Origin of the sequence: Pandoraea sp. (genome assembly GCF_004297875.1) — a bacterium.
Classification (GTDB): domain Bacteria; phylum Pseudomonadota; class Gammaproteobacteria; order Burkholderiales; family Burkholderiaceae; genus Pandoraea.
Genome location: NZ_SCSK01000035.1, coordinates 108,870 through 122,327 on the forward strand (window position 1 = coordinate 108,870; position 13,458 = coordinate 122,327).

Here is a 13,458-nt window from a genome sequence, read left to right on the forward strand (position 1 = left end):
TCGCTATTATAAGCTCATGGCAGGTTGCATTGCAACAACCTAGAGCAATTTTCATGCCGAGACAGAGGGTGGTTAGCGTTTTTCGGGCCGCACAGGGCGATGGGCCGATGTTAAACTCTCGTCAACATGAATCGACGCCCTCCCTTCAAATTCTGCTCCGCATGCGGCCACCAGGTCGAGTTTCGCATCCCCGAGGGCGACACTCGCGAACGGCACGTCTGCCCGAGCTGCGGCACCATCCATTATCAGAATCCGCGCAACGTCGTTGGCACCGTGCCGATTTGGCAAGACCGCGTGCTGTTGTGCAAACGGGCGATCGAACCGCGCCTGGGCTTTTGGACACTGCCCGCGGGCTTCATGGAAATCGGCGAAACCACGGGCGAGGGCGCTGCGCGGGAGACGCTCGAAGAGGCTGGCGCCGCCGTTGAAATCGGTGCGCTTTTCTCGATGCTGAACGTGCCGCATGTGCATCAAGTGCATATCTTCTATCTGGCGGACATGCGCAGCCCCGAGTTCGCGGCGGGCGAGGAAAGCCTGGAGGTGCGGTTGTTCACCGAGCCGGAAATCCCCTGGGACGATATCGCGTTTCCCACGGTGGCCGAGACTCTGCGTTTTTATTTTGCCGACCGTGCCGCGGGCCGCTTCCGCATGCACACGCACGACATTACGCGGCCCATGCTGCAGTTATGATCGATCGCTGAATCGAACGCGCCGCCCCATGGTCATATGGCTCGAACCAGAGGATCCATTTCCGGCTGTGGACCAGGCGCTGGACGACGATAGCGATGCCCCGGGACTGCTCGCCGCGAGCCAGGAATTGACGATAGCGCGGTTACTCCAGGCTTACCGGCAAGGTATTTTCCCTTGGTATTCGGACGGCCAGCCCGTTCTGTGGTGGAGCCCTGATCCTCGCATGGTGCTGTATCCGGCCGAGTTTGCCGTGTCGCACACCTTTCGCAAGACGCTGCGCCGCGTACAGCGCGATCCGGACTGGGAGATTCGCGTCGATGCGTCCTTTACCGACGTCATGCGGGCCTGCGCACTGGCCCCCAGGCACGGCCAGCTGGGCACCTGGATCACGCGAGAGATCATCAACGCCTACGGCGGATTACACCGCATGGGGCTCGCCCACAGCGTGGAGACCTGGTGGCGCGGCGAGCGCGTCGGCGGCCTGTACGGCGTCGCCCTGGGACGCATGTTCTATGGCGAATCGATGTTCGCCCACCGCACCGACGCGTCGAAGATCGCGCTGGCCGCCCTGGTCGCCTACGCACACAGCCATGGGGTGGAAATGATAGACTGCCAACAGCGTACTTCGCACCTGGCCTCGCTCGGCGGCAGGGAAATTCCCCGTCGTGAGTTTATCGCCCATGTGCAGCAGAGCAGCGCGCTAACGCCGTTGGCATGGCGCTTCGACAAAGCGGTGTTGAGCCGCCTGGCCCCGCCCGACGGCATCCCAGCACAAAGGTCCTGCAGTGATGACGCACCCTAACGAACTGCCGCTCTCGCCACTTACCGCCCTGCAGTTTTATGCGACGGCGCCCTACCCGTGCAGTTATCTGGAGCAACGCACCGCCCGCTCGCAGGTTGCCACGCCGAGCCACCTGATCAATTCCGACGTCTACAGCGAACTGGTACGCGCGGGCTTTCGCCGCAGCGGCATCTTCACCTACCGCCCATATTGCGACGGCTGCCGGGCATGCATCCCGGTACGCGTTCCCGTGCGTCAGTTCTCACCCAGCCGCATTCAACGCAGGATCTGGCGCCGCCACGCCGCGCTGCACGTGCTTGTCTGCGGCCTGCATTTCTCCGAGGAACACTACCAGCTGTATATGCGCTATCAGGCGCGTCGCCATGCCGGCGGCGGCATGGATCACGATAGCCGCGAGCAATATGAACAGTTCCTGCTGCAAAGCCGTGTCAACTCCCGTCTGGTCGAATTTCGCGAACCGCCTGGGCGACCCGACGCCGGCACGCTGCGCATGGTCAGCATGATCGATATCCTGAGCGACGGTCTATCGTCCGTCTACACATTTTTCGATCCCGACGTGACTCGGGTGAGCTACGGCACCTACAACATCCTGTGGCAAATCGAGCAAGCCCGCGCACTGGATCTACCCTACGTGTACCTTGGCTACTGGATTCGCGAAAGCAGCAAGATGCTCTACAAGTCGAACTTCCGGCCGCTCGAGGCACTGCTCGACGGACGCTGGCAGGCGTTCGCCTGCGACGCTGCCGAGCCACCGCCGGCGGCGGCTCGGGCACCGGATACTCCCGCCTGAGATTCCCGGGCGCCGGGCTGCCCCGCTACAATGGCGGCTTTCCTGCTTCCATCGCAACCCCATCGTGCTCTCATCGCTTTACCCCCTGGCCCGCCGGGCACTGTTTTGTCTCGACGCCGAGCAGGCGCATCACCTGACGCTCGGCGCGCTGCGCCAAGCGGAGCATCTGGGCCTTGGCAGCTTGCTCGGCGCCGCGGTACCAGATGACCCGCGCACGGTAATGGGCATTCGCTTCCCCAATCCGATTGGCCTGGCTGCCGGCCTCGACAAGGACGGTGCGTACATCGACGCGCTGGCGGCCCTGGGCTTCGGCTTCATCGAAGTCGGCACGGTAACGCCGCGGCCGCAGCCCGGCAATCCGCGACCCCGGATGTTTCGCCTGCCGCAGGCGCAGGCGCTGATCAATCGCATGGGTTTCAACAACGGCGGCGTCGAGCAATTCCTGCAGAATGTGCAGTCGGCCCGGTGGCGCGGCCCGCTAGGTCTGAACATCGGCAAGAACGCCGACACGCCGATCGAGCGCGCCGCCGACGATTATCTTTACTGCCTGGAGCGCGTCTACCCGTTCGCCAGTTACGTGACGGTCAATATCTCCTCGCCGAACACCAAAAACCTGCGTCAGTTGCAGGGCGCGGGTGAGTTGGACACATTGCTTGCCGCGCTCAAGGATAAGCAGCGTCGGCTGGCCGACCAGCACGCCCGCTACGTGCCCATCGCCCTGAAAATCGCCCCCGATCTCGACGACGAGCAGATCAAGGTGATTGCCGAGGCGCTGCTTCGCCATGGCATCGATGGCGTGATCGCCACCAATACCACGATCGACCGCGAAGCCGTAAAGACCCTGCCGCACGCGGACGAAGCCGGCGGCCTGTCGGGCCGCCCGGTGTTCGAGCGCTCGAATCGCGTGATCCGGTCGCTGCACGCGGCACTCGGCGATGCGATCCCGATCATCGGCGTGGGTGGCATCCTGAGCGGTGCGGATGCGCGCGCGAAGATCGACGCCGGCGCCAGTCTGGTGCAGATTTACAGTGGGCTGATCTATCGCGGTCCCGTGCTGGTCGCGGAATGTGCCGCGGCCCTTGCCGCTGGCGCCTGAGATGTCGTGAGAGCGGGCAGCGGCGGTTATATCGAAATAATGAATTCATATTTCAAATTCAATAGCCTCAGCACTATGATGCATCCCTGTCATCCGACCGTTCGGTCGGAATAACGTCATAAGGAGTCTTGCATGTCAAAACTAATCAAAGCACTGCTGCTCGCCAATCTCCTGTGCGTCGCCCTGCTCGGCACCGCCAGCGCGCATGCTGAAGACCTGCTGAGCGCCGTCAAGCAGCGCGGCGTATTGCGCATTGGCCTGGAGGGCACCTACCCGCCGTTCGACTATCGCGGCCCGGACGGCAAGCTCGAAGGCTTCGATGTAGATGTGGCCAAGGCCGTTGCCGCCAAGCTCGGCGTGAAGCCGCAATTCATCACCACGGAATGGAGCGGCATCATTGCCGGCTTGCAGGCGGGCAAGTTCGACGTCATCGTCAATCAAGTGGCGATCACGCCGCAGCGCCAGCAAGTGCTCGATTTCAGCCAGCCATACGCTTACTCGGCGGCACAGTTGATCCAGCGCAAGGACGACACGCGGCAATTCAAGTCGCTCGAGGATCTCAAAGGCAAAAAACTCGGCGTGAGCCTGGGCAGCAATTACAACCAGTTGGCCAACTCCGTGCCGGGTATCGACGTCAAGACCTACCCGGGGGCTCCCGAATATTTGCGTGATCTGGCCGACAAGCGCCTCGACGCGGCCCTCAACGATCGGCTGATGCTGGCGTATCTGATCAAGACCTCGCAGCTGCCGCTGCGTGCCGGCGCGTTGGTCAAAGGCGGCGGTGAAGCGGTCGGCATCCCTTTCCGCAAGGGCAACCCGGAGTTCGCCAAAGCCATCGACGCTGCGCTCAGCTCGCTCAAACAGGACGGCACGCTGAAAAAACTGTCGCTGCACTGGTTCGGCCAGGACACCAGCAAGCCGACCAACTAAACGACTCGTTCTTCGCAGTACCCCGTTTCGGCCCCCTTGCGGGGCTGAAATCATTTTATGATGGCGCTTTTTACCGGCGCGGTTCGCGCGCTTTTTTCATGCATCCTTACGATCTGATTGTTCAGTCCCTGCCGGTCTTGCTGCTGGGCGCGGCGATTACCGTCAAGTTTGCCTTGTGGTCGATGTTGTTCGGCCTGATGATCGGCGTCATCGTCGCGTTGATGGGCATCGGCAAGCGGCGCTGGCTTCAGCATATCGCCCGGGCTTACGTGAGCATCATGCGCGGCACGCCGCTGCTGGTGCAGATCTTCGTGGTCTATTACGGTCTGCCCAGCATTGGCCTGTCGCTTGACCCGACGCCGGCGGGCATCCTGACCTTGAGCCTGAACGTCGGCGCCTATCTGTCGGAGAGCATGCGCGGCGCGATCCTGGGCATTCCCCAGGGGCAATGGCTGGCCGCCTATAGCCTGGGGCTGACGCATCGCCAAACGCTGCGATACGTGGTCGGAGCGCAAGCCCTGCGCCTGGCGGTGCCGAGCCTGGGCAACAGCCTGATAAGCCTGATCAAGGACACGTCGCTCGTGTCGGTGATTACCGTCACGGAGTTACTGCGCAGCGCCCAGGAAGTGATCGCAGCGACCTATCAGCCGCTGCCGCTCTACTTGGCGGCCGCCGCCATCTACTGGGTATTGAGCACGGGGCTGGCCTGGGTTCAGCGACGCGTAGAACAGCGCCTGGCCCTGCCGGGCAAGCACTGACGCGAACGCCGCCGGGCTCAGAGCGAGCGAGGCCTGCCAGGGCGGCGCTCGCGCACCATCTGGCGAAATGTCCGGCCGGAAGGCGCCGGCATTTCGCGGGTGTTGGTCCAACCCGCAGCCAGCGGCAGGCGGCTGATCGATTGCCGCTCACGCCCCAGCCATTTGAGCACGCGGGCGCCCGCACCGGTCACCGCGGCGTAGAGTTTGGGCCGGCGCGCCATGAAGCCCCATGCCGCCAGGCCAAAGCGCTCCTGCCATGGACGCAACTTGCGCTCCATCTGTCGCTCACGCAGTTTGCGCAACAGATCCGAGATGGGGATGCCAACCGGACAAACCCGATTGCACTCGCCGCAAAGGGTTGCAGCTTGGGGCAAATCAATGGCCTTCTCCAACCCGACGTAGCTGGGCGTCAATACCGAACCCATCGGCCCGGGATAGACCCAGCCATAAGCGTGCCCCCCGATCTTCTGATAAACCGGGCAGTGATTCATGCAGGCGCCGCAACGGATACAACGCAACATTTCCTGGAATGCCCCGCCAATCAAACCGGTACGTCCGCCGTCGACCAGCACGAAATACATGTGTTGGGGACCATCCTGCTCCCCTGCCGCGCGCGTGCCGGTCAGCAGCGAGAAGTAATTCGACGTGGATTGCCCGGTGGCCGAGCGCGGCAGCAAGCGCATTGCCGTGGCCAGATCCTCCAGCGTCGGCAGTACCTTCTCGATGCCGGTCACGGCAACGTGCACCTGCGGCATGATGGTACACATGCCTTCGTTCCCCTCGTTGGTCACCACCGCGACCGATCCGGTCTGAGCAATCAGAAAGTTGCCGCCGGTCACACCCATGTCGGCTGACAGGAATTGCGGGCGAAGCACTTCGCGCGCCTCGCGGGTCATCGCCGGGATTTCCGTTTGACGCGGACGGTGATGGGTTCTGGCGAACAGATCGGCAATTTCCTCTTTGTCCTTGTGCACCACCGGCGCAATGATGTGACTCGGCGGCTCATTGTCGTTGATCTGCAGGATATATTCGCCCAGATCCGTCTCGATCGACTGTACGCCCATATCGGCGAGCACGCGATTCAGATTCATTTCCTCGGTCACCATCGACTTCGTCTTGATGACCTTCTTGACATCGTGCTTCCTGGCGATCTCGGCCACCAGCCGGGCGGCCTCCTGCGCGGTTTCGGCGAACAGCACCGTTGCCCCGCGGCGCGTTGCCTCACGCTCGAAGATTTCGAGCCAGACGTCGAGATTCTCCAGGCCGCGATCGCGCCGCTCCTTGAGCGCGGCACGCGTGGCCTCGAAATCGATATGCCGGACCGCCTCGGCGCGCGCCGAAACGAATTTGGTCGACAGCTTCTTGAGGTTGTTCTGAAGGCGCTGGTCCGCCAGCTTCTGGCCGGCGCGGGCCTTGAACTGCATCGACTGTACTTGCATCGCGTTTCACCAAAAAAGGCTATGGGGCTGTTCTGATTTCGTGCGGCGACGTGTGGCGCGCCGACGAATAGCGCTGAGTCATTTGTCCGCTCGGCCGGCGAGCACCTCGGCGATGTGCAGTACCCGCGTGGTACGGTCGCCCGTGCGGCGCAGCCGGCCCTCGATGTTCAGGATGCAGCCGAGATCGCCGAGCACCACGGCCTGGGCTCCGCTCGCTTTGATATTGGCGCATTTCTCGTCGACAATGGCCGTCGAAATATCGCCATACTTAAGCGCGAAAGTACCGCCAAAACCGCAGCATGCCTGGCAATCCTTCATCTCCGTCAAGGTCACCCCTGGCAGCAGGCCGAGCAAGGCGCGCGGTTGCGCCTGCACCCCCAGTTCCCGCAAGCCGGAACAGGAGTCGTGGTAAGTGACTTCGCCGCTGAAGGTACCGGGCACCTTGTCGAGCTTCAGCACATTGACCAGAAAATCCGTCAGCTCATACACGCGGGGTTGCAGCCGTTCGAAGCGCCCCATCAATTCGGGGTCGTCGCGCAGCAGGTCGCCGTAATGCGCCTTGATCATGCCCCCGCAGGAGCCCGAGGGCACCACCACGTAGTCGAATTCCTCAAACTCGTCCAGGAATTTTTGCGCCAGATCACGCGCGATGCTGCGCTCTCCCGAGTTGTAGCCGGGCTGACCGCAGCACGTTTGAGTCTCGGGCACGACCACCTCGCAGCCGGCCGATTCCAGTAAATCCAGCACTGACATGCCGATTTCCGGCCGCATCAGGTCAATCAGGCAGGTAACGAATAAGCCGACACGCATCGCAACATCCCGTGAGGAAAACAATGCGTCATTATAGGCTCCGATCCCCGGTACAAACATGCATTACGGCCGCAGTTTGGCCCGGCCACGGGCGCGCGGAGCCACGGCGGACGATTCCTTGCTTGGGCATTTTTCACAATATGATATAGAATGTCACGCATTATTTCTCGTCCTTCCCGGCTCCCCATGAAAGACGTCAGTCAAGAATCCCGCACATCCATTCAAGTGATCGAACGCATGATGCGACTGCTCGACGCGCTTGCCTCGCATGCGGACCCCGTCAGCCTCAAAGAACTGGCCCTGGCAACCGAGCTGCACCCGTCGACCGCGCATCGGATCCTCAACGATATGGTGACTTGCCGTCTCGTCGACCGTTCCGACCCCGGCACCTACCGGCTCGGCATGCGCCTGCTGGAGCTGGGCAACTTGGTCAAGGAGCGGCTGTCGGTGCGCGATGCCGCACTTCAGCCCATGCGCGGCCTGCATCGGCTGACCGGCCAAACGGTCAACCTTTCGGTACGGCAGGGCGACGAAATCGTCTACATCGAACGCGCATACAGCGAGCGCTCCGGCATGCAGGTGGTACGCGCCATTGGCGGTCACGCGCCGCTGCATCTGACCTCCGTGGGCAAGCTGTTTCTGGCCGCTGACGAAACCGCGAGGGTGCGCGCCTACGCCACGCGCACCGGGCTGTCGGGCCACACCAGCAACAGCATCACCGATCTCGGCAAGCTCGAGCGCGAACTCAGTTCCGTACGTAGCCATGGTTACGCGCGCGACAACGAAGAGCTCGAGTTGGGCGTGCGCTGTATCGCTGCCGGGATTTACGACGACGGCGGCAAGCTCGTCGCCGGCCTCTCGCTGTCGGCACCGGCCGACCGCATGCAGGACGCCTGGCTGGCCAGTCTCAACGAAACCGCCGTGCAGATCTCGCAGGCATTGGGTTTCAAGCGCCCCCCTGCCGGCGACGGCCAGGCAAAAACCGATTTCGCGGGCAGCACCTTGCGAACGGCTGCGGCAGCACAGGCCGGCGAGTAAAGCGCCGGTCGGGAATCTCTTTGCCGCCCGCGCGAAACCGTGCCCCGCGGCAAATGAAAAAACGCTCCCGAGGGAGCGTTTTTTCATGGCATCAGATGCCGGCGGCCGGCTTAGAGCGCGCGTTGCACATTCGCGACTTGAGTGGTCGTGGCGGCCGGCTGGTTGCCAGCGGTGCGCAGTGCCGCGCTGCCACCGCCGTCAAGCAGCCACTGGCGAACTCGCGCAGCGTCGGCAAAACGCGAATATCGGCCGGTCGAGTCAAGCAGCACGATAATGACCGGCCGACCGTGCACGACGGCCTGCATCACAAGGCACTGCCCCGCCTCATTGATGAAGCCGGTTTTCTGCAGGCCGATCTGCCAGCCCGGATGCCCCACCAGATGATCGGTGCTGACGTAGTGGAGGTTTTTCCTGCCGGTGTTGACGTCGTAGCTCTTGTCGGTCGAGAACTCGCGGATCAGCGGGTACTGATATGCGGCCTTGATCATCTTGACCAGATCGCGGGCGCTCGACACGTTCTGGCTCGATAGTCCGGTCGGATCGTTGAAATGGGTATCGTTCATCCCGAGTTCACGCGCCTTGCGGTTCATCGCCGCGATAAAGGCCGGGCGTCCGCCCGGGTAGTAGCGACTCAGCGCCGCCGCTGCTCGGTTTTCAGAGGCCATCAGCGCAATGTGCAGCATATCGGCGCGATTCAGGCGCGACCCGACCGACAGGCGAGAGCCAGTGCCCTTTTCGTAATCACGGTCATCGGCCGTGACTTCCATCGTCTGGGTGAGCGGAATGTGCGCGTCGAGCGACACCATGGCCGTCATCAATTTTGAGATCGATGCGATCGGCCGAACCATGGACGACTGCTTGTCATACAGCACTTCCGCGGTGTTTTCGTCGACTACCAATGCTTCCTGCGAACGCAACGCGAGAGCTTGCGGCAGCCCGTCATGCAAGCCGTAGGCACGGCCCGGCGAGAGGTGTTCCGGCCGGAAATTGACCTTGCGGTAGCTGGTCACGATATGGCGTTGCCCGCCGCGATAGACGACTCGCTTGACGGCCACGCGCTTGACGACGGTGGGGCGGCTCGACAGCGTGCGCTCGACGCGATGCTGTTTGAGCGTCGCGTGCTTGATGGCGGTGTGATGCAAGCAGGCCCGCTTCTGGGCAGGGCTCAAGCGGGATTGCTTGCTCGAGCATGCGACAGGCCGGGCGTACGCCGCGGTGCCGACAGCGAGTGTGGCCGCCACCATGGCAGCCCCCCACAGGGCGCGACGGCACAAACGAGAGAACAGGTCGAATGAAAACATTTTTAGCGGCTTTGGGTTGGCGGCGATACTTTGTTGGAAAGTGTAGTTAATGTCCAAAAAATTAGCAATATGAAATACTTAGATTCAATACTTAAACCCGCCTCTAGAAATTTTTGGCAAAGCGCCATGGCAAGCGGTCATTACGCCAATTCCGCCACAAAACGCCACATCCCGTCACTCCATAAACGTGACCCAGCCGGCCAGCGGCTCTCGTTCGGTCGCCAATTGGTTTTCCACCGCCGTTTTGTCTTCGTAGCCGAGCGACATTCCGCACACGACCATTTGCTCCGGCGGCAGCGCCAGGTATTCAGCGATGATGCGATGAAATTGCGTGAAGGCCGCTTGCGGGCAGGTATCGAGGCCGCGGGCGCGGGCCGCGATCATCAGATTCTGCAAAAACATGCCGTAATCGAGCCAGCTGCCCTGCTCCAGCACGCGATCGATCGTAAAAATCATGCCGACCGGCGCATCGAAGAAGCGATAATTGCGGCCGTGCTGACGATGCATTTGAAGTTTGTCGGCTTTGCCGATGCCGAGCAATCCGTACAAGTCCCAGCCGATCTTGCGCCGTCGCCCCTGATACGGTTCGACCCATTGGCGCGGATAATAGGCGTATTCCTCGACGTGCGACTTGCTCATTTCGGGGTCGTCGTGCGCCGCCTGCAGGCGCTTGACCAGTTCGTCCTTGGCCGCACCCTCGAGCACCGTCACCCGCCACGGTTGAATATTGCTGCCGGATGGCGCCCGGCTCGCCAGTTCCAGAATTTCCATGACCGTCTCGCGCGGCACGGGTGTCGGCAAAAAGGCCCGAACGCTACGGCGCGAACGCAGCGCATCATCCACGATACGGGTCATCTCAGGCGCAGGGATTTGAGTCATGGTCGTCATTGGTGGAAATATTGGAATTTTTGACGCGCCTATGCGGAATTTTCCAGGCGTGGCAGGTTTCGAGCCCGGTCTTCACGACGCTGCGGCCCACTGGCGGTCAGCCGCCAAGTTGCGATGTTATCACCGTCGTGCACCATCGACATGCACAGCACCAAGGATCGGCGTGCCACCGACAAATGCCGCGCTGCCACCGGGGCGCAGCAGCCCATGTTGCAATCAACTGATTATTAATGAATTTTAATCAATGTTGCTCTGCACAAAAAATACTTGACATCAGGAATCTTTACTATAAACTTGCATTTGTGCACTGCACCAATGCAGCACACAGCGAGATGGCCCGAACCGTGTTTTCACCCTTAAGTGAAAACCAAAGACCAGCAAACACGGAGTGGGACACAATTTTTCTGCCTCAGGAGAAAGCAATGTCATTTTTGACCCCGGAACAACTGGCCTCGGCTCACAAAGCCAACCTCGAAACCCTGTTCGGTTTGACCAACAAAGCCTTCGAAGGCATTGAGAAGCTGGTCGAGCTGAATCTACAAGTCGTCAAGACCACGCTGGAAGAAGGTGCGAGCAACGCACAGAAAGCCCTGACGGCGAAGGACCCCCAAGAATTCCTGGCCCTGCAGGCAAATCTGGTGCAGCCGGCTGCCGAGAAGGTTCTCGCGTATGGTCGTCACTTGTATGAGATCGCTTCGAACACTCAAGCCGAATTCAGCAAAGTTGCCGAATCGCAGCTGGCTGAAAACTCGCAGAAGCTGCAGTCGATGGTCGACAACATTGCCAAGAACGCGCCCGCTGGTTCGGAATCCGCCGTGGCCGTCGTGAAGTCCGCCATCAGTGCCGCCAACAGCGCCTATGACAGCGTTCACAAAGCGACCAAGCAAGCCGTCGAACTGGCCGAAACCAATTTCGCCGCAGCCACCAATGTGGCCACCAAGGCCGCCCAGCAAGCTTCTTCGCGCGCTGCCAAAAAATAAGCGCACGCACCCTTGAATTTGCGCTGCGCGCCTTCATCTGGGCGCCAGTCAGAGTTGTCTCCTCGGTACCTCACAGGTACCCTTTGAACCCGGCACATTGCCGGGTTTTTTTATGCCCGGCGTTATCCCGTCAAGTGGGACACAGTCCCGTCCCGCCTGTCCTTGTCATGCCTGCACGCTAATCTGGCCGTCGCACGAAACGCCTCCTCCCGTCTGAATCCGATGTTTGGGAGCAATCCCATATTTCAGCATCAAGCCAAAGAATATTCTTAACTCGCTGCCGGACTTCGGGGCACGAGTACACGAATAAATGACGCTTCGCACCATTCAAGTCTCTTGCGTCTTTTCTGTTTCTCGCGACCTCGATCCGGCACATCAGCCAATCCCCCGGGAGAGCAATACGTTTTCGCGGCATGGCTGAGGGCGCGGCCCCGGTCGATTGGGCGCCGCTTTCCTGGACCGTTGATTCACCCGACTCAACCCATGGCTCGTCTTCATCAAACGATCGCTCTTGCCTTGCTCGCGACAACGTGCGGCAGCCTGCATGCGCGCACCGCTGATTTCGATATCGGCGTTACTGTCGTGCCGTCGGCCTGCAGCATTTTGCTCAACCGCCAGGGAGTCATCAACTACGGTGATATTCCACGACATCGCCTCAACAAGACCCGCGTGACCGCACTGTACCCGCACGTGCTGAACGTGACGATCAGTTGCCAGCAACCGACGCGCTTCGCGGTAAGGCTCAAGGACGAACGGGCTGCTTCAGCGCTGCAATGCAATGCGGGTGACGGCTGCCCGGTTTTGCGCGACGACCAAAATGCAGTGATTCGCGATTACGTGCCATACGGTCTTGGTTTCGCGAACGGCAAGAAGATCGGCGGATTCGTCATGAGCATGGCCAATAACGGTTATCAGCGCACCGACAAACTGTGGGCGCAGATCCTCATGTCCAACAATAACGGCAGAACGTGGAGTGTCCCGCGCTGGGATCAAAAGCCCATGGCGAACGCGGCCGACTGGGTGAGCTGGTCGCTCGGCGCAGATCAGCCCTCGGCACAGCCGGGCGTGTTTCTCACGCTCAAGGTCGAGCCATTGATCAACCCGCTCGACTCCCTGCCTTCCAATCAGGTCATTGAACTCGACGGTTTGGCCAGCTTTACCGTCGAGTATTTGTGAGCCGGACATCAACTTCATTTCTTCTCTTCAAATCACGGCGGCAGCATGAAAAAACGACTTCTTTCTCACAGCATTGCGCTCTCCCTGCTCGCGGCAAATCTCGCGCACGCCTCCGGCATGCTGCCGGAGACCTCTGTCGTGATCGTCAACGAAGCCGATGGTGAAGGTGTGATCAACGTCAAGAACACCGATCCGACGCCATCGTTGCTCTACACGGCGATCGAGGATATTCCCGAAGACACGGCTGACCTGATCGTCGCGTCGCCGCCGGTTGCGCGCGTCGAGAGCGGGCAAAACCAGTTGGTACGCTTTATTTTGCAAAGCGATCAGCCGCTCGAGACCGAGCGCATGAAACGTGTGACGTTCGAGGGCATTCCGCAGAAGCACGAGGGGGCGAGTCAGGTAAAGGTCGTCATCCGGCAGAACCTGCCGCTCATTATCCGCCCCAAACATCTCGCGCCGGATCGCCAGCCCTGGCTGCATCTGCAGTGGGCCGTCGCAGGCGAGCAACTGACCGTGAGCAACCCGAGCCCTTACGTCGTCAGACTTGCCCAGGCCGTGCGCGTCTTGCCGGCGGATCGCGAAGCCGCATTGCCCAAGTCCTATATCCTGCCTGGCGAAAAAATCATGCTCACGACCGATCGAAGCACGGCATCCAAGGCGCTCAAAGTCCGCTTGTTGCCCTCCACCGCGTATGGCTACGCAGCCGGCTCGGTCGAGATGCCCGTGAACCAGACGACCCAGCCCGCCAAGTAAGCTT

The 13,458-nt window shown here is 61.1% G+C and carries 14 protein-coding genes; 10 read left to right on the forward strand and 4 right to left on the reverse strand.

What is annotated here, in order from left to right; all coding sequences use genetic code 11:
- The first annotated feature begins 126 nt into the window (after positions 1 to 126).
- From EPN80_RS09695 to EPN80_RS09720, 6 genes are all read left to right on the forward strand, one after another.
- On the forward strand, positions 127 to 690 hold the full coding sequence (locus EPN80_RS09695) for an NUDIX hydrolase (protein WP_293026196.1): 564 nt from the start codon (positions 127 to 129) through the stop codon (positions 688 to 690).
- A 28-nt stretch (positions 691 to 718) separates the two neighbouring features.
- Positions 719 to 1,492 (forward strand): leucyl/phenylalanyl-tRNA--protein transferase, encoded by a 774-nt coding sequence (gene aat, locus EPN80_RS09700; protein WP_293026198.1) that lies wholly within the window; start codon positions 719 to 721, stop codon positions 1,490 to 1,492.
- Positions 1,479 to 2,282, forward strand: coding sequence for an arginyltransferase (locus EPN80_RS09705; protein WP_293026200.1), 804 nt, complete (start codon positions 1,479 to 1,481; stop codon positions 2,280 to 2,282). The genes aat and EPN80_RS09705 overlap by 14 nt, the downstream gene beginning before the upstream one ends.
- Positions 2,283 to 2,346: 64 nt before the next feature.
- Positions 2,347 to 3,378 carry a quinone-dependent dihydroorotate dehydrogenase gene (locus EPN80_RS09710; RefSeq protein ID WP_293026202.1) on the forward strand — a complete coding sequence of 344 codons (1,032 nt, stop codon included), beginning with the start codon at positions 2,347 to 2,349 and terminating at the stop codon, positions 3,376 to 3,378.
- A 132-nt stretch (positions 3,379 to 3,510) separates the two neighbouring features.
- On the forward strand, positions 3,511 to 4,308 hold the full coding sequence (locus EPN80_RS09715; protein ID WP_293026204.1) for a transporter substrate-binding domain-containing protein: 798 nt from the start codon (positions 3,511 to 3,513) through the stop codon (positions 4,306 to 4,308).
- A 98-nt stretch (positions 4,309 to 4,406) separates the two neighbouring features.
- Entirely contained in the window at positions 4,407 to 5,066 is a 660-nt protein-coding gene (locus EPN80_RS09720; RefSeq protein WP_293026206.1) for an amino acid ABC transporter permease, read from the forward strand.
- A 17-nt stretch (positions 5,067 to 5,083) separates the two neighbouring features.
- Here EPN80_RS09720 and EPN80_RS09725 read toward each other — a convergent pair whose 3' ends face one another.
- Positions 5,084 to 6,505 (reverse strand): lactate utilization protein B, encoded by a 1,422-nt coding sequence (locus EPN80_RS09725; RefSeq protein ID WP_293026208.1) that lies wholly within the window; start codon positions 6,503 to 6,505, stop codon positions 5,084 to 5,086.
- A gap of 78 nt (positions 6,506 to 6,583) precedes the next feature.
- Positions 6,584 to 7,315: a (Fe-S)-binding protein gene (locus EPN80_RS09730; RefSeq protein ID WP_293026210.1), complete on the reverse strand. Its 732-nt coding sequence runs from the start codon at positions 7,313 to 7,315 to the stop codon at positions 6,584 to 6,586.
- A 186-nt stretch (positions 7,316 to 7,501) separates the two neighbouring features.
- On the opposite strand from EPN80_RS09730, the gene EPN80_RS09735 reads away from it, so the two are divergent.
- On the forward strand, positions 7,502 to 8,353 hold the full coding sequence (locus EPN80_RS09735; protein WP_293026212.1) for an IclR family transcriptional regulator: 852 nt from the start codon (positions 7,502 to 7,504) through the stop codon (positions 8,351 to 8,353).
- Positions 8,354 to 8,463: 110 nt separating this feature from the next.
- On the opposite strand, the gene pbpG is transcribed toward EPN80_RS09735, so the two are convergent.
- Complete coding sequence (gene pbpG / locus EPN80_RS09740) at positions 8,464 to 9,522, reverse strand: D-alanyl-D-alanine endopeptidase (RefSeq protein WP_293026214.1); 1,059 nt, start codon at positions 9,520 to 9,522, stop codon at positions 8,464 to 8,466.
- Positions 9,523 to 9,828: 306 nt separating this feature from the next.
- Complete coding sequence (locus EPN80_RS09745) at positions 9,829 to 10,533, reverse strand: nitroreductase (RefSeq protein ID WP_293026215.1); 705 nt, start codon at positions 10,531 to 10,533, stop codon at positions 9,829 to 9,831.
- A gap of 431 nt (positions 10,534 to 10,964) precedes the next feature.
- On the opposite strand from EPN80_RS09745, the gene EPN80_RS09750 reads away from it, so the two are divergent.
- The 3 genes from EPN80_RS09750 to EPN80_RS09760 all read left to right on the forward strand — a co-directional run bounded on the left by EPN80_RS09750 (position 10,965) and on the right by EPN80_RS09760 (position 13,454).
- A complete protein-coding gene (locus EPN80_RS09750; RefSeq protein ID WP_047213000.1) occupies positions 10,965 to 11,522 on the forward strand; it encodes a phasin family protein in 558 nt (185 codons plus the stop codon).
- Positions 11,523 to 12,005: 483 nt separating this feature from the next.
- Positions 12,006 to 12,698, forward strand: coding sequence for a DUF1120 domain-containing protein (locus tag EPN80_RS09755; protein ID WP_293026217.1), 693 nt, complete (start codon positions 12,006 to 12,008; stop codon positions 12,696 to 12,698).
- Between the two features lie 45 nt (positions 12,699 to 12,743).
- Positions 12,744 to 13,454 carry a fimbria/pilus chaperone family protein gene (locus EPN80_RS09760; RefSeq protein ID WP_293026219.1) on the forward strand — a complete coding sequence of 237 codons (711 nt, stop codon included), beginning with the start codon at positions 12,744 to 12,746 and terminating at the stop codon, positions 13,452 to 13,454.
- Positions 13,455 to 13,458: the final 4 nt, after the last annotated feature.